The sequence below is a fragment of the Pseudooceanicola pacificus genome, from assembly GCF_009789075.1.
In the GTDB taxonomy this organism is placed as follows: Bacteria; Pseudomonadota; Alphaproteobacteria; order Rhodobacterales; family Rhodobacteraceae; genus Pseudooceanicola; species Pseudooceanicola pacificus.
Genome location: NZ_WNXQ01000003.1, coordinates 432120 through 454321 on the forward strand (window position 1 = coordinate 432120; position 22202 = coordinate 454321).

At 67.3% G+C, this 22202-nt stretch carries 22 protein-coding genes and 1 pseudogene; 8 read left to right on the forward strand and 15 right to left on the reverse strand.

Annotated elements, in window-relative coordinates; translation table 11 throughout:
- Window positions 1-8 precede the first annotated feature (8 nt).
- The 9 genes and pseudogenes from accB to GLS40_RS07810 form a co-directional block, all read right to left on the reverse strand.
- Window positions 9-491 (reverse strand): acetyl-CoA carboxylase biotin carboxyl carrier protein, encoded by a 483-nt coding sequence (gene accB / locus GLS40_RS07775; RefSeq protein WP_160382171.1) that lies wholly within the window; start codon window positions 489-491, stop codon window positions 9-11.
- A 189-nt stretch (window positions 492-680) separates the two neighbouring features.
- Window positions 681-1361 carry a PRC-barrel domain-containing protein gene (locus tag GLS40_RS07780; RefSeq protein WP_160382172.1) on the reverse strand — a complete coding sequence of 227 codons (681 nt, stop codon included), beginning with the start codon at window positions 1359-1361 and terminating at the stop codon, window positions 681-683.
- A 205-nt stretch (window positions 1362-1566) separates the two neighbouring features.
- A complete protein-coding gene (gene acs, locus GLS40_RS07785) occupies window positions 1567-3522 on the reverse strand; it encodes an acetate--CoA ligase (RefSeq protein WP_160382173.1) in 1956 nt (651 codons plus the stop codon).
- A gap of 92 nt (window positions 3523-3614) precedes the next feature.
- Window positions 3615-4370, reverse strand: a complete 756-nt coding sequence (locus GLS40_RS07790; RefSeq protein ID WP_160382174.1) for an ABC transporter ATP-binding protein — start codon at window positions 4368-4370, stop codon at window positions 3615-3617.
- A gap of 12 nt (window positions 4371-4382) precedes the next feature.
- Window positions 4383-4610, reverse strand: coding sequence for an ABC transporter ATP-binding protein C-terminal domain-containing protein (locus GLS40_RS18255; RefSeq protein WP_408003727.1), 228 nt, complete (start codon window positions 4608-4610; stop codon window positions 4383-4385).
- 15 nt (window positions 4611-4625) lie between these two features.
- Window positions 4626-5144: pseudogene (locus tag GLS40_RS07795) on the reverse strand (ABC transporter ATP-binding protein); the annotation flags it as partial.
- Between the two features lie 12 nt (window positions 5145-5156).
- Window positions 5157-6365 carry a branched-chain amino acid ABC transporter permease gene (locus GLS40_RS07800; protein WP_160382176.1) on the reverse strand — a complete coding sequence of 403 codons (1209 nt, stop codon included), beginning with the start codon at window positions 6363-6365 and terminating at the stop codon, window positions 5157-5159.
- Between the two features lie 3 nt (window positions 6366-6368).
- Window positions 6369-7400 (reverse strand): branched-chain amino acid ABC transporter permease, encoded by a 1032-nt coding sequence (locus GLS40_RS07805; RefSeq protein ID WP_160382177.1) that lies wholly within the window; start codon window positions 7398-7400, stop codon window positions 6369-6371.
- Between the two features lie 123 nt (window positions 7401-7523).
- A complete protein-coding gene (locus GLS40_RS07810; RefSeq protein ID WP_160382178.1) occupies window positions 7524-8867 on the reverse strand; it encodes a substrate-binding protein in 1344 nt (447 codons plus the stop codon).
- Window positions 8868-9083: 216 nt separating this feature from the next.
- Between GLS40_RS07810 and GLS40_RS07815 the strand changes: the two genes are divergently transcribed.
- The 5 genes from GLS40_RS07815 to GLS40_RS07835 all read left to right on the forward strand — a co-directional run bounded on the left by GLS40_RS07815 (window position 9084) and on the right by GLS40_RS07835 (window position 15116).
- The gene (locus tag GLS40_RS07815; RefSeq protein WP_160382179.1) at window positions 9084-10406 is read left to right on the forward strand and encodes a helix-turn-helix transcriptional regulator; all 1323 of its coding nucleotides are present in this window, start codon (window positions 9084-9086) and stop codon (window positions 10404-10406) included.
- 137 nt (window positions 10407-10543) lie between these two features.
- The gene (locus GLS40_RS07820) at window positions 10544-10912 is read left to right on the forward strand and encodes a response regulator transcription factor (protein ID WP_160382180.1); all 369 of its coding nucleotides are present in this window, start codon (window positions 10544-10546) and stop codon (window positions 10910-10912) included.
- A gap of 4 nt (window positions 10913-10916) precedes the next feature.
- A complete protein-coding gene (locus GLS40_RS07825) occupies window positions 10917-11219 on the forward strand; it encodes a hypothetical protein (RefSeq protein WP_202075986.1) in 303 nt (100 codons plus the stop codon).
- Window positions 11219-13900, forward strand: a complete 2682-nt coding sequence (locus GLS40_RS07830) for an ATP-binding protein (RefSeq protein WP_160382181.1) — start codon at window positions 11219-11221, stop codon at window positions 13898-13900. Before GLS40_RS07825 ends, GLS40_RS07830 begins: the two co-directional genes overlap by 1 nt.
- An 82-nt stretch (window positions 13901-13982) precedes the next feature.
- A complete protein-coding gene (locus tag GLS40_RS07835; RefSeq protein WP_160382182.1) occupies window positions 13983-15116 on the forward strand; it encodes a FliM/FliN family flagellar motor switch protein in 1134 nt (377 codons plus the stop codon).
- 235 nt (window positions 15117-15351) lie between these two features.
- Here the strand turns inward: GLS40_RS07835 and GLS40_RS07840 are convergent, their stop codons facing one another.
- The 4 genes from GLS40_RS07840 to GLS40_RS07855 are packed head-to-tail and all read right to left on the reverse strand — an operon-like array spanning window position 15352 to window position 17530.
- Entirely contained in the window at window positions 15352-15777 is a 426-nt protein-coding gene (locus tag GLS40_RS07840) for a TIGR01244 family sulfur transferase (protein ID WP_160382183.1), read from the reverse strand.
- A gap of 10 nt (window positions 15778-15787) precedes the next feature.
- On the reverse strand, window positions 15788-16219 hold the full coding sequence (locus tag GLS40_RS07845) for a DUF6691 family protein (protein ID WP_160382184.1): 432 nt from the start codon (window positions 16217-16219) through the stop codon (window positions 15788-15790).
- Window positions 16219-16644 (reverse strand): YeeE/YedE family protein, encoded by a 426-nt coding sequence (locus GLS40_RS07850; protein ID WP_160382185.1) that lies wholly within the window; start codon window positions 16642-16644, stop codon window positions 16219-16221. The genes GLS40_RS07845 and GLS40_RS07850 overlap by 1 nt, the downstream gene beginning before the upstream one ends.
- A gap of 22 nt (window positions 16645-16666) precedes the next feature.
- Window positions 16667-17530, reverse strand: a complete 864-nt coding sequence (locus GLS40_RS07855; protein ID WP_160382186.1) for an MBL fold metallo-hydrolase — start codon at window positions 17528-17530, stop codon at window positions 16667-16669.
- A gap of 323 nt (window positions 17531-17853) precedes the next feature.
- Here GLS40_RS07855 and GLS40_RS07860 point away from each other — a divergent pair, with 323 nt between their 5' ends.
- Both GLS40_RS07860 and GLS40_RS07865 read left to right on the forward strand, forming a co-directional pair.
- Window positions 17854-18069: a hypothetical protein gene (locus GLS40_RS07860; protein ID WP_160382187.1), complete on the forward strand. Its 216-nt coding sequence runs from the start codon at window positions 17854-17856 to the stop codon at window positions 18067-18069.
- 172 nt (window positions 18070-18241) lie between these two features.
- A complete protein-coding gene (locus tag GLS40_RS07865) occupies window positions 18242-20266 on the forward strand; it encodes an enoyl-CoA hydratase-related protein (protein WP_160382188.1) in 2025 nt (674 codons plus the stop codon).
- A 45-nt stretch (window positions 20267-20311) separates the two neighbouring features.
- Here the strand turns inward: GLS40_RS07865 and GLS40_RS07870 are convergent, their stop codons facing one another.
- Window positions 20312-20527, reverse strand: a complete 216-nt coding sequence (locus GLS40_RS07870) for a hypothetical protein (protein WP_160382189.1) — start codon at window positions 20525-20527, stop codon at window positions 20312-20314.
- A gap of 142 nt (window positions 20528-20669) precedes the next feature.
- Here GLS40_RS07870 and GLS40_RS07875 point away from each other — a divergent pair, with 142 nt between their 5' ends.
- On the forward strand, window positions 20670-20942 hold the full coding sequence (locus GLS40_RS07875; RefSeq protein WP_160382190.1) for a DUF2312 domain-containing protein: 273 nt from the start codon (window positions 20670-20672) through the stop codon (window positions 20940-20942).
- Between the two features lie 338 nt (window positions 20943-21280).
- Here GLS40_RS07875 and GLS40_RS07880 read toward each other — a convergent pair whose 3' ends face one another.
- Window positions 21281-22156 carry a hypothetical protein gene (locus GLS40_RS07880; protein WP_160382191.1) on the reverse strand — a complete coding sequence of 292 codons (876 nt, stop codon included), beginning with the start codon at window positions 22154-22156 and terminating at the stop codon, window positions 21281-21283.
- Window positions 22157-22202: the final 46 nt, after the last annotated feature.

A 22202-nucleotide genomic window follows, 5' to 3' on the forward strand; every position in this document is an offset into this window, starting at 1 on the left:
GAGCGGCCTTATTCGATGATCATCAGCGGGGCGCCGAATTCGACGGCGGCGCGGTCCTCGATCAGGATCCGCTTGACCGTCCCGCTGCGCGGCGCGGGGATGTGGTTCATCGTCTTCATGGCTTCGACGATCAGCAGGGTGTCGCCTTCGGACACCGTGTCGCCCACCTTGACGAAGGCATCCGCGCCGGGTTCCGGCTGCAGATAGACCGTGCCCACCATCGGAGAGGTGACAGCGCCGGGATGGCTGGCCGGATCCTCGCCCGCGGCCTTGGCGGCGGGGGCCGCCGCAGGGGCGGGCGCGGCGGCGGCGGCCGGGGCGGCGGCCTGGACGGTGGTGACCACCTGCGTCTGGCGGCTGACCCGCACGTTCAGACTGTCGTCTTCTCCGTAATCGCGCTTGACCTGCAGTTCGGTCAGGTCGTTGTCGCGCAGCAGTTCAGCAAGCGCCCGGATAAAGGCGACGTCGTCGTCATGCGTCTTGTTGGTCATGCAGTCCTCAATCGGCAACCCCGGCCCTTCGTTTCGGGGCCTCTCGTGAATTGGCTGTCTTATAGGGGATGCGAGAGGGGGAGGAAAGCGGCCAGATCCCGCGATCAGGGCCGATTCGGCCATTCCCGGCAAAAGAGCCGCCCCGCGCGTTGGCGGAGCGGCCCTATTGTGCACTGTCCTGGCCCGGGGTCAGGAACGGCCCAGCGTCACCGGCTCGTCCGCCTCGACGGCGGTGGCCAGCTCGGCATCATACGCGGCCATGCTCTTGAGCTGTTCTTCCGAATAGCCAAAGGCGGTCACGGTCTCGCCTTGCCAGCCCAGTTCGGTGATCGGCAGCGCGACTTCGTGCTCGCCTATTCCGAGGAAGCCGCCGACGCCGATCACGGCCATGACCTCGTCGTTGATGCGCACGACGCGGTCGATCTCGCCAATCGGCTCGCCCGAGGACGAGGCGACATTGGCGCCGACCAGGCTGCCCGCGGTCATCGTGCCACCGGCCGTGGCTGCGGCATCGCCGGCCATCCTGTCCTCGCTGTCGGCAATGGCGGTTGCCGCGCTGTCGGTACCCTCGGCCACGGCTTCGGCCCCGGCCTCGGCGGTGTCGGATGCGGCATCCACGGTGGCCGTGGCGGCGTTGCCGATGGCCTCGCCGGTCTTTTCGAGCGCCTGGCCCGCCGCGTCGACAGCCTCACGCGCCTTGTCGCGCAGGGTTTCGGTGTCGCCCGATGCCTCTGCCTGGGCCGAGATCTCGCCGTCGCCAAGCCGCGAGCTGGTCGCGGCGTCGGAGTCGGCGGTCTGGGCGGACAGCGGGGCTGCCAGCAACGCGATGGCTGCGGCGCCGGACATCAGGGTGGCCTTGATGGTGGTCATGTTCGGTCTCCTGTCGTGGTTGCGATGGTTCACCGTGGCAACCGGCGGGGGGCCGAGTCGGTTCCCGGGGCGTCCCGTCGCGGCAGGTTTCCGCCGCAGGGGCCGGGCAGGCGGGCCGGGCGGGGGGCCGGGCAGGGACCGGAACGGAAAACCCCCGGCGCTTGTGCGGCACCGGGGGGCGGGGTTCAGGATATGCGGGGCCGGGTCAGGCCTTGTTCATCCTGTTCTCGATCAGATCGTCCACCACCGAAGGATCCGCCAGGGTCGAGGTGTCGCCAAGCGCGCCATAGTCGTTTTCGGCAATCTTGCGCAGGATCCGGCGCATGATCTTGCCCGAGCGCGTCTTGGGCAGGCCCGGGGCCCACTGGATCAGGTCGGGCTTGGCGATCGGCCCGATCTCGGTCCGCACCCAGGTCTCCAGCTCCTTGCGCAGCGCGTCCGAAGGCTCCTCGCCACTCATCAGCGTGACATAGGCATAGATGCCCTGGCCCTTGACCTCATGCGGGTAGCCGACCACCGCGGCCTCGGCCACCTTGGCATGGGCCACCAGTGCCGACTCGACCTCGGCCGTGCCCATGCGGTGGCCCGAGACGTTGATCACATCGTCCACGCGGCCGGTGATCCAGTAATACCCGTCCGCATCGCGGCGGCAGCCGTCACCGGCGAAGTAATAGCCCTTGTAGTCACCGAAATAGGTCTTTTCGAACCGGTCGTGATCGCCCCAGACGGTGCGCATCTGGCCGGGCCAGCTTTCGGCGATGGCCAGCACGCCCTCGCACTGGGTGTCCTCGATCACGGTGCCGCTGGTCGGGTCCAGCACGACGGGCTGCACGCCAAAGAAGGGCAGGGTGGCCGACCCCGGCTTGGTCGCCACGGCGCCGGGCAGGGGGGTGATCATGTGGCCGCCGGTCTCGGTCTGCCACCAGGTGTCGACGATGGGCAGTTTCCCTTTGCCGATATTGTCGTTGTACCAGTTCCAGGCCTCGGGGTTGATCGGCTCGCCCACGGTGCCCAGCACCTTGAGCGAGGACAGGTCATGCCCTTCGACAAAGCCGGTGCCCTGGCCCATCAGCGCGCGGATCGCGGTCGGCGCGGTGTAGAACTGGTTGACCTTGTGCTTTTCGATCACCTGCCAGAAACGGCTGGCGTCGGGCCAGGTGGGCACGCCTTCGAACATCAGCGTCGTCGCGCCGTTCGCCAGCGGACCGTAGAGGATATAGGTGTGCCCGGTGACCCAGCCGACATCGGCGCCGCACCAGAAGACATCGCCGTCGTGATAGTCGAAGGTGAATTTCTGCGTCATCGCCCCGTAGAGCAGGTAGCCGGCCGAGGTATGTACGACGCCCTTGGGTTTCCCGGTGGAGCCCGAGGTGTAGAGGATGAACAGCGGATCCTCGGCCCCCATGGGCCGGACCGGGCAATCGGGCGCGACCTCGTCCATCATCGCCTTCACATCGACATCGCGGTCTTCGATCCAGGTGGTCTGGTCGCCGGTGTGCTTGACGACAAGGCAGCGCACCTTGTCGGAACAATGCAGCAGCGCCGCGTCGGTGTTCGATTTCAGCGCGGTGCGGCGGCCGCCGCGCGGGGCGGTGTCGGCGGTGATGACGACCTTGGCCTCGCAGTCGTTGATCCGGTTGGCCAGCGCATCGGGGCTGAAACCGGCAAAGACAACCGAATGGATCGCCCCGATACGGGCACAGGCCAGCATGGCATAGGCGGCTTCGGGGATCATCGGCAGGTAGATCACCACCCGGTCGCCGCGCATCACGCCCTGGGCCAGCAGGACATTGGCAAAGCGGCAGACCTTTTCGTGCAGCTGCCGGTAGGTGATGTGCTGTGCCGGGGTTTCGGGATCGTCGGGTTCGAAGATGATCGCCGTCTGATCGCCGCGCGTATCCAGGTGCCGGTCGATGCAGTTATGGGCAACGTTCAGCACACCGTCCTCGAACCACTTGATCGAGACCTTACCCAGGGTGAAATCCGTCTCCTTCACCTTGGTGAAGGGTTCGATCCAGTCCAGCCGCTCGCGCGCCTGCTCGGCCCAGAAGCCCTCGGGGTCGCTGACAGAGGCCTTGTACATCGCCGCGTAACGCTCGGCATCCACATGCGCATGGGCGGCAAAATCGGCGGAGGGGGGGTATGTCTTGATATCGCTCATCTTGGTGCTCCTCATCCCGTGGACGGTTGGGGCCATTCATGAACCCCCGCCAAGGCGGTCGCAACCAGTCCTTTTGGCGGAGATGGTCCGTGTCAGATCGCCAGGTATTCCGCCCGCAGGTCGTCATTGCCCAGCACCTCGGCTGCGGTGCCGTCAAAAACCACCGATCCGGTGTCCAGGATCACGGCCCGGTCCGCCAGTTCCAGCGCGCGCACGGCGTTCTGTTCCACCAGGATCGTGGTGATGCCCTGTTCCTTGATGATGCGCAGGGTCTTTTCGATCTCGTCCACGATCACTGGGGCCAGCCCTTCGTAGGGTTCGTCCAGCAGCAGCACCTTGATGTCCCGGCTCAGCGCGCGGGCGATGGCCAGCATCTGCTGCTCGCCGCCCGAAAGGGTCACGCCCTCCTGCTTGCGGCGTTCCCCAAGGCGGGGGAAGAGTTCGTAGAGCCGCTCCAGCGACCAGCCCACCGGCGGGGCAATCTGGGCCAGCTGGATGTTCTCCTCGACCGTCAGGCCGGCGATGATGCGCCGGTCCTCGGGGACCAGCGCCAGCCCGGCCTGCGCCGCCTGGTGCGAGGCCATGTTGTGCAGCGGCTGGTGATCCAGCCAGATCTCGCCATGCGTCACCAGGGGGGACCCGATGCGCGCGATCGAACGCAGGGTCGAGGTCTTGCCCGCCCCGTTGCGCCCCAGCAGGGCGAGGATCTCGCCCTCGTGCACGTTGAAGCTGACGTTCTGGACGATGTAGCTCTCGCCGTAATAGGCCTCCATGTTCCAGACGGAGAGGAAGGCGGGGGCGGTTTCGGCGTAGTTCTTGCCCTTCGAGAAATCGGGTTTGACGTTCATGTCGCTCGCTCCTTACGCCGCTGCGCTTTCGCCCAGATAGGCCTCGCGCACCTTGGGGTGGCCCTTGATCTTGGCCGGCACGTCCTCGACCAGGGGGGTGCCCTGCGCCAGCACGGTGATCCGTTCCGCCAGGCTGAAGACGACGTGCATGTCGTGTTCGATGATGGCGATGGTGATGTCGCGTTCGGCCTTGATCTGTTTCAGCAGGTCGATCGTGTTGTTGGTGTCGGCCCGCGCCATGCCGGCGGTCGGTTCGTCCAGCAGCAGCAGCCGGGGCTCCTGCGCCAGGCACATGCCGATTTCCAGCCGCCGCTTGTCGCCGCGCGACATCGAGGCCGAGTGCATGTGGCGCTTGTCGATCATGTTCATGTCGATCAGCATCTGCTCGGCCTTTTCGCGGATGTCGACCTGCTTGCTGACGCCGGTCAGGGCGTTCAGCTCGAAGGACCCGTCGCGCCTGGCGAAGCAGGGGATCATCATGTTCTCCATCACCGTCAGGTCGCCGAAGATTTCCGGCGTCTGGAACACGCGCGAGATGCCCATCTGGTTGATCTCGTAGGGCGTGCGGCCCAGCACCGACTGGCCGTCGAACATGACCGATCCGGTGTCGGGGATCAGCTTGCCCACCAGCACGTTCAGCAGGGTCGACTTGCCTGCGCCGTTCGGCCCGATGATCGCATGGACCGAATTTTCCGCGACGCTGAGGTTGACCTCGCTCAGGGCCTTGAGGCCGCCGAAGCGCTTGTTGACGTTCTTGACTTCAAGGATGCCCATCGGCCTGTCTCCTCATTCCGCGGGGTGGGACTTGGCGGCGCGCTGTTCGGCGCCGTCATCGGCCTTGCGGCGCCGGAACAGCTTGATGATCCGCTGTCCGCCCTCCACCAGCCCGCCGGGCAGGAAGGTGACGACCAGCATGAAGAGCAGACCCAGGGTCAGGCTCCAGCCGCCGCCGACAAAATGTTCGGCCACCCAGACGGCCCCGTTCTCGACGCTTTCGGGCAGGAAGCTGAACCAGCTGTGCAGCACGCTCTCGTTGATCTTGGAAAAGATGTTCTCGAAGTACTTGATGAAGCCCGCGCCCAGCACCGGCCCGATCAGGGTGCCCGCGCCGCCGAGGATGGTCATCAGAACCACCTCGCCCGAGGCGGTCCACTGCATCCGCTCGGCCCCGGCCAGCGGGTCCATCGAGGCCAGCAGCCCGCCCGCCAGCCCGGCATACATGCCCGAGATGACAAAGGCCGCCAGGGCATAGGGCTTGGTGTTCAGCCCGGTGTAGTTCATCCGCGTCTTGTTCGACTTGATCGCGCGCAGCATCAGCCCGAAGGGCGAGCGGAAGATGCGCACCGAGATGTAGAACGAGATCAGCATGATGATGGCGCAGAGGTAGTACCCGGCCGAGAACTGGAACGACCAGTCGCCGAAGTAGAGCGTTTCCGAGCCGCGCATTTCGATCCCGAAGAGGTTGGTGACCGGGATGCCGCCGCTTTCGGTGGCGGTCTGGCCCAGGATGCGGGGATCCTCCAGCGTCAGCTGCAGCCCGGTCTCGCCGTTGGTGATCGGGGTGAGGACGGAATAGGCCAGGTTGAACGACATCTGCGCAAAGGCCAGCGTCAGGATCGAGAAGTAGATGCCCGTGCGCCGCAGCGAGATGAAGCCGATGACCAGCGCGAACAGCCCCGCGACGATGACCGAAAGCAGGATCGCCGGGATCACGTTCATGCTCAGCAGCTTGAACATCCAGACGGCCGAGTAGGATCCCACCCCCAGAAAGGCCGCGTGACCGAAGGAGAGGTAGCCGGTCAGCCCGAACAGGATGTTGAAGCCGATGGCGAAGATCCCGAAGATCACGAACCGCTGCATCAGGTCGGGATAGCCCGCGTTGAACTGCGCCATGGCGCTGTTGGCGGGGAAGGGGTTCAGGATGAACGGTGCCAGCAGCACCAGGGCGGCGACCACCAGCAGCGTGGTCATATCTTTCTTGTCGAGACCGAGCATGGATTATTCCTCCATCACGCCCCGGCGGCCCATCAGGCCCCGCGGACGGGTCAGCAGAATGACGATGGCGACGACGTAGATGATGATCTGGTCGATGCCGGGGATCAGCCCCTTGATCTCGTTCATCGAGGCAAAGCTTTCCAGGATGCCGAGCAGGAAGCCCGCGGCGACGGCGCCGGGCAGCGAGCCCATGCCGCCCACCACGACAACCACGAAGGACAGCACCAGGAAGTCCATTCCCATGTGGTAGTTGGGCGAGTTGATCGGCGCGTACATCACGCCCGCCAGCCCCGCCACGGCGGCGGCCAGCCCGAACATGATGGTGAAACGCTTGTCGATGTTGATGCCCAGCAGGCCCACCGTCTCACGGTCCGCCATGCCGGCGCGCACGACCATGCCGAAGGTGGTGAACTGCAGGAAGGCGAAGACCCCGCCGATGATCACGGCGGCAAAGGCGAAATAGACCAGGCGCCAGTAGGGGTAGATGATCACGTTGGGATCGAACCCCAGCAGCGTGCCGAAATCGAAGGAGCCGCGGAACACCTCGGGTGCCGGGGTCTGGATCGGGTTGGCGCCGTAGTAATGCTTGACCAGCTCCTGCAGCACGATGGCCAGGCCGAAGGTCACGAGGATCTGGTCGGCATGGGGGCGCTTGTAGAAATGCTTGATCAGCCCCCGCTCCATGATGAAGCCCACGGCGATCATGATCGGGATGGCAAAGAGGATGGCGAGCGGAACGGCCCAGTCGATCAGCACGGCCCCGGTGTCCGGGCCGAACCATTGTTCGACATAGGGCGTCTTGATCTTCAGCGGGTTGCCCAGGAAGTCCTTGCGGGTCGGGTCCAGCGTCTCGAAGCTGAGGGTGAACAGCTTGCTGAGGGTCACGGCGCAGAACGAGCCGATCATGAACAGCGCCCCGTGGGCGAAATTCACCACGCCAAGCGTGCCGAAGATGAGCGTCAGGCCCAGGGCGATCAGCGCATAGGCCGAACCCTTGTCGAGGCCGTTCAGGAATTGGAGGATGATCGCGTCCATGGTCCCTCTCGCATGGATAAGCCGTTGGGGTGCGTGTGGATACGCACCCCCGCGGCGAAGCCGGTCCCGCCCCGGAGGCGGAAAGGGTGGGATGCGCGGGTCGGCGCATCCCGGTTCTGTCGCTTATGCGCCCGGGTTGCAGGAGCCCAGGTTGCCGCCGGCGAACATCGGGTGGTCAGGTGCATAGGTGACCTGGCCGACCGGCGTGACTTCGACGATTTCCACCAGGTGGAATTCGTCCTGCGGGTTTTCGGCGCCACGCACCACCAGCACGTCCTTGAAGCACTGGTGATCTGCGGCACGGTAGCTGGTCGGGCCGTTGCCCAGCCCGTCGAATTCGAACCCTTCCAGGGCCGCGCCGACGTCGCAGGGGTTGAACGAACCGGCACGCTCCACAGCATCGGCATAGAGCAGGGTCTGGGCATAGCAGGTCTGCGCGGCCTGGCTCGGCGGGAAGCCGTACTTTTCGCCGAAGGCCTTGACGAAGGCCTTGGTGCCGTCGTCCTCAAGCTTCCAGTCCCAGTTCTGCGACCCGACGATGCCCGCGATGTTCTTGCCGGCACCTTTCGCCATCAGCTCGGAGTAGAGCGGCACGACGATTTCGAAGTTCTTGCCGTTCACCTGCTTGTCACGCAGGCCGAACTGCACGGCGTTGGTCAGCGAGTTGACCATGTTTCCGCCGTAGTGGTTCAGCACCAGCACGTCGGCGCCCGAGTTCAGGACCGGCGCGATATACGAGCTGAAGTCGGTCTGCGCCAGCGGGGTCAGAACGTTGCGGACGGTTTCCCAGCCCACGGCTTCGGTCGCGGCGGCGATCGATTCCTGCTGCGTCCAGCCCCAGGTGTAATCCGCCGTCAGGTGATAGGCGCGGCGGTCCTTGCCGTAGAGCTTTTCCAGCACCGGCGCCAGCGCGGCGGCCGACATGTAGGCGTTGAAGAAGTGGCGGAACCCGTTGGCCTTCTTGTCCTTGCCGGTGGTGTCGTTGGAATGGGTCAGGCCGGCCATGAAGATGACGCCGGCTTCCTGGCACAGGCCCTGGACGGCCACGGCCACGCCCGAGGAGGAGCCGCCCGAGATCATCACCGCGCCGTCTTTTTCGATCATCGACTTGGCGGATGCGCGTGCGGCGTCGGATTTGGTCTGGGTGTCGCCGGTGACATATTCCACCTTCTTGCCCATGATGCCGTTGCCCTTCAGCGCCTTGGACGAGAAGGTGTTCATCATCCCGCCGTCGCCGCCGCCGTTCAGATGCTCGACCGCCAGTTCAAAGGCGCGCAGTTCATCCGCGCCTTCGTCCGCATAGGGGCCGGTCTGGGGCACGTTGAAGCCCAGCGTGACCGAGGAGCCGGTCGGTTCGTTGGTGAATGCGCTGGCGCGGCTGGCAAAGATCGTCGGCAGTGCGAGGCCCGCGCCGACGCCCGCACCTGTCTTGATCACGCCGCGGCGTGTGAATTTGCTGTTGGACATGTAATCCTCCCGTTGAGTGTACCGTGGCGGCATCTCCTCTCGCCGCACGGGACGCACATTCGTGCAAAGATGTTATCGCAGAGTTGATGAAAAATGCGCAACAACTCGCTTATTCGAAATGATTTTTTTGTAAACAAATCCACTGCGAAGGGGTAGAAGTTGTAAACTTATTCTCTGCGTGGCGCAGAAACCCGTTGGAAAGTCAGGAAAAACTCAATGGCCAGATCGCCGCTAACCGGCAGCCGGATCCGCGAAAGGCGGACCATCCTGGGGATGCGTCAGGCGGAACTGGCGCGGCGCGCGGGAATTTCCGCCAGCTATCTGAATCTGATCGAACACAACCGCCGCAGAATCGGCGGCAAATTGCTGCTGGACATCGCCGCCGCGCTGGAGGTCGAACCCGCATTGCTGAGCGAGGGGGCCGAGGCCGCCCTGATCGCCACCCTGCGCGAGGCCGCCGCCGACCTGCCCGATGCGGGCGCCGAGGTCGGCCGGGTCGAGGATTTTGCCGGACGGTTCCCGGGCTGGGCGGCGCTGCTGGCCGCCAGCTATCGCCGTGTCGCGGGGCTGGAACAGACTGTCGAGGCCCTGACCGACCGGCTGGAGCACGACCCGCACCTGGCGGCCTCGCTGCACGAGGTGCTTTCGACCGTGACCGCGATCCATTCCACCGCCTCGATCCTGGTCGAGACCAGGCAACTGGAGCCGGAATGGCGCGAACGCTTTCACCGCAACATCAACGAGGATGCCAAGCGCCTGGCCGAGGGCGCGCAACGGCTGGTGGGCGATCTGGATGCCGGGCGGCAGGCCGACAGCACGCTGAATTCGCCCCAGGACGAGGTCGAAAGCTTCCTGGCCGCGCGCGATTTCCATTTCCCCGAACTGGAACGCGGGGGCGAGGGCACGGCCGAGTCGGTGCTGGCCGCCGGGGCGGGGGCGCTGACCTCGCAGACCGCGCGGGTGATGGCCCGGGCGATCCTTGCGCGCTATGGCGAGGATGCCGCGATCCTGCCGCATGACCCGGTGCTGGACGCGCTGGAGCAGGCCGGCCCCGCCAGCGATCCGGCCCGGCTGGCTGCGCGGTTCGGGGTCGATCCCGGGCGGATGATGCGCCGGATCGCCACCCTGTCGCCCGCCGCGGCGGCGGCGCTTGGCGGGCCGGTGGGGCTGGTGATCTGCGATGCCAGCGGCACGCTGACCTTCCGCCGCCCGCTGCCGGGCTTTCCGCTGCCGCGGTTCGGCACCGCCTGTCCGCTCTGGCCGCTGTTCCAGTCGCTGTCGCGCCCGATGATCCCGCTGCGTCAGACCCTGCGCCTGGCCAGCCGCAGCGAGGGGCGGTTTGTCACCCATGCCGTGGCGCAGCCGGTCGGCCCGCTCACGTCGGATCGCGAACCCGTGTTCGAGGCGCATATGCTGATCCTGACCGATCCGGGCGAGGCCGCGGGCGAGGGCCGGCGCGTCGGCGTGACCTGCCGGATCTGCCCACGCGACGACTGCCGCGCCCGGCGAGAGCCCTCTATCATGGCCGAAAACGCCTGATCCGGCGTGCGGATCGCCGGGAAATTTTCTGCGATGCGGATAATAATCTGCGCCGCGATGCTTTCGCCGCTTGCATGGTCGGCCTGCGGACCCATAAGAAAAAAGGGATATTGGCTCGGCTGGGAGGGGAGGACCGGATGGGCAGGAATATTCTCGTGATCGAGGATGAGCCGAACATCAGCGAGGCCATCGGCTTCATCCTGTCCCGCGACGGCTGGCGGGTCGCGACCCATGCCAATGGTGTCGATGCCGCCGATGCGGTGCGCAGCCGCCGCCCGGACCTGGTGATCCTGGATGTCATGCTGCCCGGGCGCTCGGGCTACGATATCCTCAAGGAGCTGCGCGCCGATGCCGGTACGGCCGATCTGCCGGTGCTGATGCTGACCGCGCGCGGGCAGGCCAAGGACCGCGAGATGGCGGCCACCGCCGGGGCCAGCCGCTTCATGACCAAGCCGTTTTCCAATGCCGAAGTGCTGGAGGCGGTGCGGGACCTCGTGAGGGAATAGCGCAGTGGCCGAGACCAAGGGCACCGTCTTTCTGGAACGCCGCAGCTACCGGCAGCGCCGACTGGCGGATCTGGCGCGCGCCCTGCCGGTGGTTGGCCTTCTGCTGATGCTGATCCCGCTGCTCTGGACCCAGGGGGCCGAGGACGGCACCCGGACCTCGCGCGCGATCTACTGGATCTTCGGCGTCTGGGCGGTGCTGGTCTGTGCCTCGGGCCTGCTGGCGCGCGGCGCCGAGCGGGACGAGGCCGCCGGCCCCCAGCCGACGCGGCGCGAGTCGGGAGGGCCGCCGGGCCGTCCGGGGCCGTGATGGCCTCTCTCAACCTGCTGATCGGCGTCTGCCTGGTTTATGTGGCCGTGCTCTTTGCCGTGGCCTTTGCCGCCGAACGGCTGGCGGTGCGGGGCAACAGCCACTGGCTGGGCTCGCCCCTCATCTACACCCTGTCGCTGTCGATCTACTGCACCGCCTGGACCTTTTACGGCGCGGTCGGCTATGCGGCGCGCTCGGGGCTGGAGTATCTGACGATCTACATCGGCCCCTCGCTGGTCATGGTCGGCTGGCTCTGGGGCGTGCGCAAGATGGTGCGGATCGGGCGCAGCCAGCGCATCACCTCGATCGCCGACCTGCTGTCCTCGCGCTATGGCAAGTCGAACCTGCTGGCCATCTTCGTCACCGTGCTGGCGGTGATCGGAACCACGCCCTATATCGCGCTGCAGCTGCAGTCCGTCACCCTGTCCTTTGCCGCCTTTGCCGCCACCGATCCCAGTGTGGCGATGCCCGACGACAGCAATCTGACCGCGCTCTGGGTCGCTGCGGGGCTGGCGTTCTTCACCGTTCTCTTCGGCACCCGCAACCTGGATGCCAACGAACGTCACCACGGCGTCGTCACCGCCATCGCGCTGGAGGCGGTGGTCAAGCTGGTGGCCCTGCTGGCCGTGGGCATCTTTGTCGTCTGGGGCGTCGGCGGCGGCGTGGCCGAGACAATGGCCCGCATCGACGCCTCGTCCCTGGGGCACTGGGAAATGGCCAGCGGCCGCTGGTCCGGCCTGATCTTCCTGTCGGCGGCGGCCTTCCTCTGCCTGCCCCGCATGTTCCAGGTCCTGGTGGTCGAGAACGACGACGAAAGCCACCTGCGCACGGCGGTCTGGGCCTTTCCGGGCTATCTGATGCTGATGTCGCTGTTCGTGATGCCGATTGCGGTCACCGGGCTGGCGATGCTGCCGGAGGGGTCCAATCCCGACCTCTTCGTGCTGACCGTGCCGCTGGCCGAGGGGCGGACAGGTCTGGCGATGCTCTCCTTCCTCGGCGGGTTTTCCTCGGCCACCTCGATGGTCATCGTCGCCTCCATCGCGCTGTCGACGATGGTGTCCAACCATGTGGTCATGCCGATCTGGCTGCGGATCAACGGCACCGGGGCGATGGTGTCGGGTGACGTGCGGCACGTGGTGATGCTGGCGCGGCGGCTGTCCATCGTCGGGGTGCTGCTGCTCGGCTACCTCTATTACCGCGTTTCGGGCGGGGGCACGGCGCTGGCGGCGATCGGGCTGATCTCGTTCTCGGGGGTGGCGCAGATCCTGCCGGCCCTGCTGGGCGGGCTCTTCTGGCGCGGGGCGACCCGGCTGGGCGCGCTCTGCGGGCTGGCCGTGGGCTTTGCGCTGTGGCTGTGGTGCCTGTTCCTGCCCAGTTTCGGCGCCGATGTGATCGTGCCGGCCCGGGTCCTGGCCGAGGGGCCATTCGGCCTGGCCGGGCTGCGCCCGCAGGCGCTGTTCGGGATCGAGGGGATCGACCCGCTGGTCCACGGGGTGCTGTGGTCCATGCTGTTCAACGCCTGCACCTTCTTTGCCGTGTCGACCTTCACCTTCCCCTCGCCGATGGAGCGGCTGCAGGGCGCGCAGTTCGTCAATGTCTTTGCCCATTCCAACACCCCGCGCGGCTGGCAGGGCGGCGTGGCGCAGAGCGAGGACCTGATGATCATGTCGCAGCGCATCCTCGGCGCCGGGCAGGCGCAGGCGCTGTTCCGCAACGCGGCGCAGCAGCAGGGGCTGCCGGGCTATCTGCCGGAGCCCACGGCGGAATTCCTGCAGCTGCTGGAGCGCGAGATGTCGGGCTCGGTCGGTGCGGCGACGGCCCATGCGATGGTCAGCCAGATCGTCGGCGGGGCCAGTGTCTCGGTCGAGGATCTGATGGCGGTGGCCGACGAGACGGCGCAGATGATGGAATATTCCAGCCAGCTGGAGGCCAAGTCGGACGAGCTGATCCGCACCGCCCGCCAGCTGCGCGCCGCGAACGAGAAGCTGACCCAGCTGTCGGTGCAAAAGGATGCCTTCCTGTCCCAGATCAGCCACGAGCTGCGCACGCCGATGACCTCGATCCGGGCCTTTTCCGAGATCCTGCGCGATACCGACGGGCTGACTGTCGAGGAGCGCGGGCGCTATTCCTCGATCATTCATGACGAGGCGATCCGCCTGACCCGCCTGCTGGACGATCTGCTGGACCTCTCGGTGCTGGAAAACGGACAGGTCAGCCTGAACATCCGTCAGGGCCGGCTGGACGAAGTGCTGGACCGGGCCGTTGCGGCGGTTCTGCAGGGTGGCGGCATCGCGCTCAGGCGCGACCGCGCGGCCGAGGCGATCCTGCTGGAGACCGATATCGACCGGTTGAGCCAGGTTTTCATCAACCTGATCGCCAATGCCCGGAAATACTGCGACGCCGCACAGCCCAGCCTGACCATTGCGGTGCGCCAGCGCGACCGGGTGGTCACCGTGGATTTCATCGACAATGGCAGCGGCATCGCCTCTGACGCGCAAGAAGTGATCTTCGAGAAATTCTCGCGCATTGGCGAGGGCAAGGCGGGCGGGGCCGGGCTGGGTCTGGCGATCTGCCGCGAGATCATGACCCGGCTTTACGGCACCGTGGCCTATCTGCCGGGGCAGGGCGGGGCGGCGTTCCGCGTCACGCTGCCGGCCCGGGCGCTGATGGCGGCGCAGTAACTTGCATCGCCGCGGCTAAGCGATTGGTAACCATCGGTCGCTTACTGTGCCCCAAGGCCCGCGACAGGCGATGGCGGAGGGGATGGATACAAGACGCGCCAATGCAGTTCTGCGACGCAAGGCGAGCGTCGCGCGTGAGGTCTGGCAGGCCCGCGCGATGTCGCCTGCCAAGGCATTGAAGCTGGCCCTGGCCCGCGCCGCGGACGATGTGCTGGACCTGCCGCTGGCCGTCGCATCGGTCGCGGAGGAGGAGGTCGCCCGCGACGACCTTGTCCAGGCGATGACGGATGGCGACCTGCTGATCCTGCTGGATGGCCCCGACGGGGCGACAGGCGCGCTGAGCATGGCCTTTCCGGTGATGTCCGGCGTGGTCGAGATGCAGACCATGGGCCGTGTCGGCCCGCGCCCGGCCGAGCCTCGCCCCGCGACCCGCACCGATTCCGCCATCGCCGCCCCTCTGGTGGACGCGATGCTGGAGCGTCTGGAAGAAACCATGCAGGGGCAGGAGGGGGCGGCGCATTTCCGGGGCTACCGGTTCGGCGTGATGCTCGACAACCTGCGCATGCTGACCATGGCGCTGGAGGGCGCCGATTTCCGGCGCTACGCGATGCAGGTCGACCTGGCCGGCCAGCGGCAGGGGGCGATGGTGCTCTGCCTGCCGATCTGCGACCCGGCCCCCGACAGGGCCGAAGGGGCGGCCGAGGAAGGGGATATTCGCGGCCTGGGCGCCGTGGTGATGGAGGCCGAGGCGCGCCTTGACGCCGTGCTCTGGCGCATCCGCATGCCGCTGGCCGAGGCCGGGCGCCTGCAACCGGGCGACCTGCTGGAAATTCCGCGCAGCGCGCTGGCGGATACGGCGCTTGTCTCGGGGCAGAAGGGACGGGTGGCCGAGGGACGGCTGGGCCAGATCAACGGCTTCCGCGCGGTGCGGCTGACGGAGGGCGGCTCACGCGGCGGCCCGGTCGATCCCGCCGCCAGGGCTGGGGCAGAGGAGGCCGGGCCTGTGCCACCGGGCCTGCCGCCCGACCCGCCCGCCTACCCGCTGCCCGATCCGATGCCCCGCATGGCCGATGCGGTTGAGGACGACCCGATGGACGACCTGCCCGATCTGGACGATCTGCCCGGGCTGGGCGGGTTCGACCTGTCGGAGGAAGAGGGGATGGAGGACCTGCCGCCGCTGCCCGACCTGTCGGACCTCCCCGACCTCGAAGGCTGATGGGCCTGCTCCCGGGCAATCGGCCCGCGATGCCCGGGCGCGGCTCATCGGCGGCAGGGCCTGCGACCACGTGCCGGAACCGCGCTCCCGGCGCGGTGCGAGCTGTCCGGGTGCGACGGGCCTCTCCGCCAGCCGGACGGGCGGCATCCCGGGCCATGACGCCCCGTGCCCCGGTGCTCAACAAGAAAGGGCCGCAGCGCTGCGGCCCTTGTCCAAATCCGTCACCGGTGCGGGCTCAGCCGCCAAGCGCATCCAGGCGCGGGCGCAGCTGGCCCAGGTCGTAGCCGGCCTTTGCCGTGGCGGCGAGGATCTCGTCGCTGCTCTTGCCATCGGTGGCCTGGCCAAGCGCCCAGATCACCGAACAGCGGGTGCCCGAGGCGCAATAGGCCAGAACCGGCCCATCGGCATCCCCGGCCGCGGATTTCTGCAGCGCGATGTTTTCGGGCGTCATGGTCTGGTGCGTCAGCGGCAGGACGACGAAGTCCAGCCCGGCGGCCTCGACCACTTCGCGGATCGCCCCGGCCTGCAGTTCGGCGGGGTTCTCCTCGTCCGGACGATTGCAGATGACGCGGACGAAACCCGCCGCCTTGATCGCCGCGACATCCTCGGGCGTGATCTGCGGCGTGACGGAATAGCGGGGGGTAATCTGGCGAATATCCATGCCCGGATCCTTATTCCGCCGGAACCGCGCTGTCCAGCCGTGCCCTTATGCCCGGCGCCAGCAGCATGCCGCCCAGCATGGCCAGCAGGAAAACAACGCCCGAAAAACCGCCATATCCCAGCGAGGCGACGGCGGGACCGGGGCAGAGCCCGACCAGCCCCCAGCCCATGCCGAACAGCACCGAGCCGATCACCAGCTTGCGGTCGATCTCGGGGCGGGGCGGGGGCGGAAAGCTGCCGCCGACCAGCGGGCGGGTCACCCGTGTCAGCCGCCAGGCCACGGCCATCGGAATGATCGCGCCGCCCATGACAAAGGCCAGCGTCGGATCCCAGGCGCCAAAGACGTCGAGCCAGCCCTGCACCTTGACGGTGTCGGTCATGCCCGAGATCTGCAGCCCGGCGCCGAACAGGCCACCGGCGAGCAATGCAAAGAGCAGGCGCATCAGATCACCCCCAGAACGTGGCGGAAGGCGGCGATCGTCAGGCCCCCGGCAAGGATGTAAAAGACGGTGGCCACGATGCCGCGCAGCGACAGCCGCGAGATGCCGCAGACCCCGTGCCCCGAGGTGCAGCCATTGGCGATCCGGGTGCCGATGCCCACCAGAAGGCCGGCGGCGATCAGCACGGCGACATTGCCCGTGGCATGGGTGTCGGGCGCGCCGACCGCCAGCGCGATGACCGCGGGCACCAGGAACAGCCCGGCGAGGAAGGCGAGGCGCTCGCCCCGGTTGTCGCGCCCCGAGCCGTCGATCAGCCCGCCGATCAGCCCGCTGGCGCCCATGATCCGGCCATTGGCCAGCAGGAAGACGGCCCCCGCAAGGCCGATCATCAGGCCCCCGATCAGGCCCATGATCCAGTCGTGTTGCATGTGTTCAGTCCTTGCGACGCGGTCAGAGCTTGTTGACCGGAACCTTGAGATAGACGTTGCCCTGTTCATCCGCCGGCGGCATCCGGCCCGCGCGCATGTTCACCTGCAGCGAGGGGATGATCAGCTTGGGCATGGCGAGGGTCGCATCGCGCGCATCGCGCATGGCGATGAATTCCTCGGCCGACTTGCCGGCGCCGATATGCACGTTGAGCGCCTTCTGTTCGCCGACGGTGGTTTCCCAGGCATAGTCCTCGCGGCCCGGGGCCTTGTAGTCGTGGCCGACGAAGATCCGGGTCTCCTCCGGCAGGGCCAGGATTTTCTGGATCGAATTGTACAGCGTCTCCGAGGACCCGCCGGGGAAGTCGCAGCGCGCGGTGCCGAAATCGGGCATGAACAGCGTGTCGCCGACAAAGGCCGCATCGCCCACCACATAGGTCAGGCAGGCCGGCGTGTGGCCCGGCGTGTGCAGCACGTCGCCGCGCAGCTGGCCGATGTGAAAGCTGTCGCCCTCGACAAAGAGCCTGTCGAACTGCGAGCCGTCGCGCTGGAACTCGGTCCCTTCGTTGAACACCTTGCCAAAGGTGTCCTGCACCACGCGGATATTGTCGCCGATGCCGATCTTGCCGCCCAGCTCCTGCTGGATATAGGGCGCGGCGGACAGGTGGTCGGCGTGGACATGGGTTTCCAGCAGCCACTGGACCTCCCACCCCTTGTCACGGACAAAGGCGATGATTGCATCGGCGGACCGGGTGTCGGTGCGGCCCGAGGCATAGTCGAAATCCAGAACGGAATCGACAACGGCACAGGCGCTCCCCGCCGGATCGCGCAGGACATAGGAAATGGTGTTGGTGGCTTCGTCGAAGAATGCCGTGATGTCAGGTTGCATGATGCGACTCCTTCTTTGAGAGCTTCATATATCAATTTTTGAATGTGATGCAAGGGCCGTGCCGTCTTTCCTTGCACTCTGGTGCGCTGCAAGCTGTCTTGCGAAAGCAATGTCGGCAATTTTAAGCATAATCGTCTGAAAATCCGCAGTGCGGAACAAAGAAGCATTGCCCGCGGGCAACTCGCGTTCTATCTTTGCGGTGGCGCTCGCGCCACGGAGGAGAACCGGCAGCGTCACACCACCTGACGCCGCCATATCACAAGTCAGCCGCGGGCTCTTGCCCGCCTTTTCAGGAGCGGGCCGCCGGCCCGGGAGGAGATGCCATGTCCCTGACGGAACTCGAAGCCAGAACTGCCGAGGTCACAGGTGCCATTTCTTCCGCCAAGCCGGGCGTGCGGCATCTGCATCTGGACGCCCTGCACGGTCTGGTCAGCGAATATGCCCTGACCGGCAACGGAATCCCCGCCCGCCTGCGCCAGTTGCAGGAAGAGCTGACGAACGAGGCGATAGAGGCCCGGTTCGACAATCTGCCGATCTGACCCCGCGCGGCCCGGCGCCGATCGCGCCACCGCGACAATCCGATGACACATTGAGGCTTTTGCACCTTCCCGGGTGTCGCGGGACTTGTGCACAGGCAGTGCCGGGGTAAACTTTTTTCCAATGGGAACAAGCGGGTCCGGTCGCATGGACGGGTCCGGAAGAGGGGCCGAGGTGTCTGGCAAGGTGCATGTCCGTCAGCGGGGAGCGGTGCTCTGGCTGACGGTGGCGAACCCGAACAGCAACGAGCTGACGGCCGACATCCGGCTCCAGCTGATGCAGGCATTGGATGCGGCCGCCGAAGACGGGGCCATCCGCGCCGTCGTGCTCGGCGCGGAACGCGCGCGGTTTCCGCATCAGGTGCCCTTTGGCGAATTCGACACCGGTCTGGCCGATCCCACACCGATGGACCTGGCCGGGCGGATCGAGTCGATGCCCGTGCCCGTCGTGGCCAGGCTGCAGGGGCAGGTGCAGGGCGCCTGGGCCGAGCTGGCCCTGGCCGCGCATGTCCGGGTGGCCGCGCTGAACGTCAAGATGGGCTTTCCCAATGTCGCCCTCGGCCTGCCGCCGATGGCCGGTGCCTCGCAGCGGCTGCCCCGGATCACCGGCGCGCGGCAGGCCCTGGCCCTGTTGCTGAGCGGGCGGGCCTATCCGGCCACGGCCGACCTGTTTTCCGGCGCGATCGACAAGGTCGTGCCGCTGCCCGAACTGGCGGATACGGCACAGGCCCTGGCCCTGGCCGCCGCCGAGACGGGCAGCTGGATGCGCAGCCTCGACAGGGCCGACGGGCTGCTGGACCCGGCGGCCTATCAGGAAGAGATCAACCGCCGCAGGCTGGCGGTGCAGCGTGCCGGACGCGCCGCCGAGGATGCGATTGTCGAGATGGTCGAGGCGGCGCTGCTTCTGCCCGTGGACACCGCCCTGGTCCTGGAACGCGCGCTGTTCGAGGAACTGCTGGTGTCCGAGGAGTCGCGCGGGCTGCGGCACGCGATGGAGTCGCGGATCCGGGTGGCGAACCTGCCCCCGGGCCAGCCGGTTGCGCTGGTGGGCATGCTGCGCAGCGGGGCGGGCGCGGTGCGTCTGGCCGCCGATCTGGCCGCGCAGGGTGTCGGCATCGTGATGGCGCATGAGGACAAGGCCGAACGCCACAGCTTTCGCAACGCCGTGGCCGCCAATCTGGAGGCCCGCCTGAAACGCGGTGCGATGAAGGCCCCGGCGGTCCGGCGGGCGGTCGAATCCGTCAAGACGACGGCCAATCCGGCGCATCTGGGCCAGGTCGAGGTGGTGATCGACTCCGCCCCCGATACGAAGGCGGCCAAATCCGCGGCCCTGCAGGACATCGCCGCGGTGGCCGGGCCCGATGCGGTGGTGCTGAGCACGACGCGCCATCTGGACCTCGCCGCGCTGGCCCCGCAGGCGATCCGCCCCCGCGTTGTCGGCCTGCATCTGCCGCAGCGGCCCTATCCGGCCCGGCTGGCCGAGCTGGTGATCGGCGACAGCGCGGCGCGGGCCACGGTGGCGCGGGCCGGGCGTCTGATGCATCAGGTCGGGCGGCTGCCCGCCCGGGTCCGCCCCGCAGACGGGCTGGCCGGCGGAGCGATGATGGGGGCCCTGCTGGATGCCGCCGACTGCCTTGTGCGCCACGGCGAGGACCCGATGGAGATGGACCACGAGATGCGGGCCCTGGGCTTTGCCCGGGGGCCCTATGGCATGCTCAGCGACATCGACATGGACGCCTACCTTGCCCGGCAGGAGCGGCGCGGGCTGACCCGGGGCCTATCCGTGCTGATGGCGCAGGCCGGGCTGCGGCTGAACACGGGCAGCGACCCGGAGTCCGAACGTGCCGCGCTCGACAGTCTGGTGAGCGAGGCGCGGCGCGGCGAGGCGCCCGAACCCCTGGGGCTGGGCGGGCAGGGGCAGTGGTTCGCCCTGCTGGGCGCGATGGTCAACGAAGGCGCCCGCCTGCTGGATCAGCGGGTCGCGCACAAGCCCATGCTGTTGGACATGGTGATGGTGCAGGGCTACGGGTTTCCCCGGCGGTTGGGCGGGCCGATGCATGCCGCCGATACCATCGGGCTTTTCCGGCTGATCCGCATCATGCGGGCCTGCGCGCCCTTCGGCCCCCGGATCTGGGATCCGCATCCATTGCTGGTCGACATGCAGCGCAACAGCCGGACCTTTGCCGCGCTCAACCGCTGAACAGGGTTGCGGACGGGGCAGGGGGCAGGCCCAGGGGCAAGGCGGTCAGCCCAGGAAGATCCCCAGGATCACCAGCATCAGCCCGATCACCGACAGGAAAAGCGCGCCCAGGTTCAGGGGCAGGACCTTCTGCACCGCCGCGCGCAGCGCCTCGTCGTCCAGCCCGGCCTTGCGGGCCCGGTTCACCCGGACGATGGACCAGACCAGCCCGACCAGGCCGATCAGCGACACCGCGGCGCCACCCCAGACCAGAAGTTCCATGCCGCCGCTCCCCGTTGGTTTCCGCGCAATCCGTGCGCGGGTACGCCAATCGCCCCCACGATGCAAGCCCGCCTCTTGCGGCGCACCCGGCGGGGCGGTAGGGGAAGGGTTCGCACGACAGTCCAGCCGGAGACAGAGACCCATGAACGACGACGTCATCGACAGCGGAGCCGATGCCAATTACCGCGTGACGGCCAACGAACTGCGCCAGTTCATCGAGCGGGTGGAGCGTCTGGAGGCCGAGAAGAAGGACATCGGCGAGCAGGTCAAGGAAGTCATGGCCGAGGCCAAGGGGCGCGGCTACGACACCAAGGTGATGCGCAAGGTCATCGCCCTGCGCAAACGCGACAAGGACGACATCGCCGAGGAAGAGGCGGTGCTGGAGATGTACAAGGAAGCGCTCGGCATGAGCTGAGCGCCCGGCGGCGCCCGGTCAGGGCGCCGCGCCATGCGCGATGCGGTGGGGCAGGGCATTTATTGCCCGGACCGCGCCAATCCAGTCGGGCGCTGCCGCCCTGGCGAAGGGCCGTGGGCCGTGCCGGGGCCGGACGGCCCGACAGATTGTCCGACGATTGCTGTGTGATCGACGCTGCCGGGTCAGGGCGCGGGGGCCTTCGCCCGTCGTACCTCCAGCGGGACGTTCCGGCAGGCAGGCTTGCCTGACAGGGCACCACAGGAACGATGCTGCCGGTTCAGGGGGCGGGGTCCCCGTAACGTCCCCGGCCGCACACTTCCGTCAGGCGCCTGCGCCCGTCAGGGCACGATGACCTGTACGCCCGGGATACGCTCGATCACGACGAGGTCTTCCTCGTAGGTCGCGGTCAGCGCGTCGACATAGTCCTCGTCCCAGCCGGGCAGGTCCAGCTCTTCCTCGATCGCCTCTTCCACCGCGAACTTGTCGAGGAAGGCGGCGATGACCCGGCGCTTCTGCCGTTCGGTCATCACCGGATGCGAATGCAGGTAGGAGCGGAACCGGTGCATGCCCTCGCGGTTCATGATTTCGGTCAGCAGGTCGAACCCGCCCGAGATCCGCGCCGTGGGGTTCAGCCCGGCCAGTTCGCGCACGATCTGCGACCAGATCAGCGGCGTGTCCTCGTTGCACCAGACCAGGATCTCGATATCCGGATGGGCGTCGCGGATGCGGTGGATCAGCTCCGACCAGCGCACCGTCTGCGGATCGACCCCGCCCATGAAGGACAGGAAATCCTGATCCTCGACCTGGGCAAAGATCGCGGGCAGGAAGGTCGCCGGGTTGCGGATCCCCAGGCAGAGCGTCACCTCGTCCTCCTCGAAGAGGGTCCGGAACTCGTCCAGCCGCTGTTCGGCCCGGGGGTAGAGCACGCCGTGACCCACGGCCAGCCGGGGCACGCAGAAGAAGTTGTCGTTGGACAGCAGGACCCGTTCGGCCCCGTCCTGTTCCAGGATGCTGTCCAGCAGCACCTCGCGCCCGTCCCCGGCCATCGGGCCGCGGGCGAGGGCCTGCATCGAGTCGCGCAGCAGGCGGCGGTAGCGGGAGGGCCCGGGCACCGCGACACCCTGCTGGATGAAGCGGTCCTTGTTGCGCAACAGGCATTTCACCAGCCTGTCGTCATCGGTGCAATGAACGCCTGCGTGCAGTACGATTTCCATGGCTGGGCCGTTCCCCTTCCGCTCGTTGTGATCGTCTATAGCGCGC

What these genes read in the sequence shown, in the direction of transcription:
- accB (WP_160382171.1), bottom strand. Translation starts at nt 491, where the DNA reads ATGACCAACAAGACGCATGACGACGACGTCGCCTTTATCCGGGCGCTT.
- GLS40_RS07780 (WP_160382172.1), bottom strand. Translation starts at nt 1,361, where the DNA reads ATGACCACCATCAAGGCCACCCTGATGTCCGGCGCCGCAGCCATCGCG.
- acs (WP_160382173.1), bottom strand. Translation starts at nt 3,522, where the DNA reads ATGAGCGATATCAAGACATACCCCCCCTCCGCCGATTTTGCCGCCCAT.
- GLS40_RS07790 (WP_160382174.1), bottom strand. Translation starts at nt 4,370, where the DNA reads ATGAACGTCAAACCCGATTTCTCGAAGGGCAAGAACTACGCCGAAACC.
- GLS40_RS18255 (WP_408003727.1), bottom strand. Translation starts at nt 4,610, where the DNA reads ATGGCGCGGGCCGACACCAACAACACGATCGACCTGCTGAAACAGATC.
- GLS40_RS07800 (WP_160382176.1), bottom strand. Translation starts at nt 6,365, where the DNA reads ATGCTCGGTCTCGACAAGAAAGATATGACCACGCTGCTGGTGGTCGCC.
- GLS40_RS07805 (WP_160382177.1), bottom strand. Translation starts at nt 7,400, where the DNA reads ATGGACGCGATCATCCTCCAATTCCTGAACGGCCTCGACAAGGGTTCG.
- GLS40_RS07810 (WP_160382178.1), bottom strand. Translation starts at nt 8,867, where the DNA reads ATGTCCAACAGCAAATTCACACGCCGCGGCGTGATCAAGACAGGTGCG.
- GLS40_RS07815 (WP_160382179.1), top strand. Translation starts at nt 9,084, where the DNA reads ATGGCCAGATCGCCGCTAACCGGCAGCCGGATCCGCGAAAGGCGGACC.
- GLS40_RS07820 (WP_160382180.1), top strand. Translation starts at nt 10,544, where the DNA reads ATGGGCAGGAATATTCTCGTGATCGAGGATGAGCCGAACATCAGCGAG.
- GLS40_RS07830 (WP_160382181.1), top strand. Translation starts at nt 11,219, where the DNA reads ATGGCCTCTCTCAACCTGCTGATCGGCGTCTGCCTGGTTTATGTGGCC.
- GLS40_RS07835 (WP_160382182.1), top strand. Translation starts at nt 13,983, where the DNA reads ATGGATACAAGACGCGCCAATGCAGTTCTGCGACGCAAGGCGAGCGTC.
- GLS40_RS07840 (WP_160382183.1), bottom strand. Translation starts at nt 15,777, where the DNA reads ATGGATATTCGCCAGATTACCCCCCGCTATTCCGTCACGCCGCAGATC.
- GLS40_RS07845 (WP_160382184.1), bottom strand. Translation starts at nt 16,219, where the DNA reads ATGCGCCTGCTCTTTGCATTGCTCGCCGGTGGCCTGTTCGGCGCCGGG.
- GLS40_RS07850 (WP_160382185.1), bottom strand. Translation starts at nt 16,644, where the DNA reads ATGCAACACGACTGGATCATGGGCCTGATCGGGGGCCTGATGATCGGC.
- GLS40_RS07855 (WP_160382186.1), bottom strand. Translation starts at nt 17,530, where the DNA reads ATGCAACCTGACATCACGGCATTCTTCGACGAAGCCACCAACACCATT.
- GLS40_RS07860 (WP_160382187.1), top strand. Translation starts at nt 17,854, where the DNA reads ATGTCCCTGACGGAACTCGAAGCCAGAACTGCCGAGGTCACAGGTGCC.
- GLS40_RS07870 (WP_160382189.1), bottom strand. Translation starts at nt 20,527, where the DNA reads ATGGAACTTCTGGTCTGGGGTGGCGCCGCGGTGTCGCTGATCGGCCTG.
- GLS40_RS07875 (WP_160382190.1), top strand. Translation starts at nt 20,670, where the DNA reads ATGAACGACGACGTCATCGACAGCGGAGCCGATGCCAATTACCGCGTG.
- GLS40_RS07880 (WP_160382191.1), bottom strand. Translation starts at nt 22,156, where the DNA reads ATGGAAATCGTACTGCACGCAGGCGTTCATTGCACCGATGACGACAGG.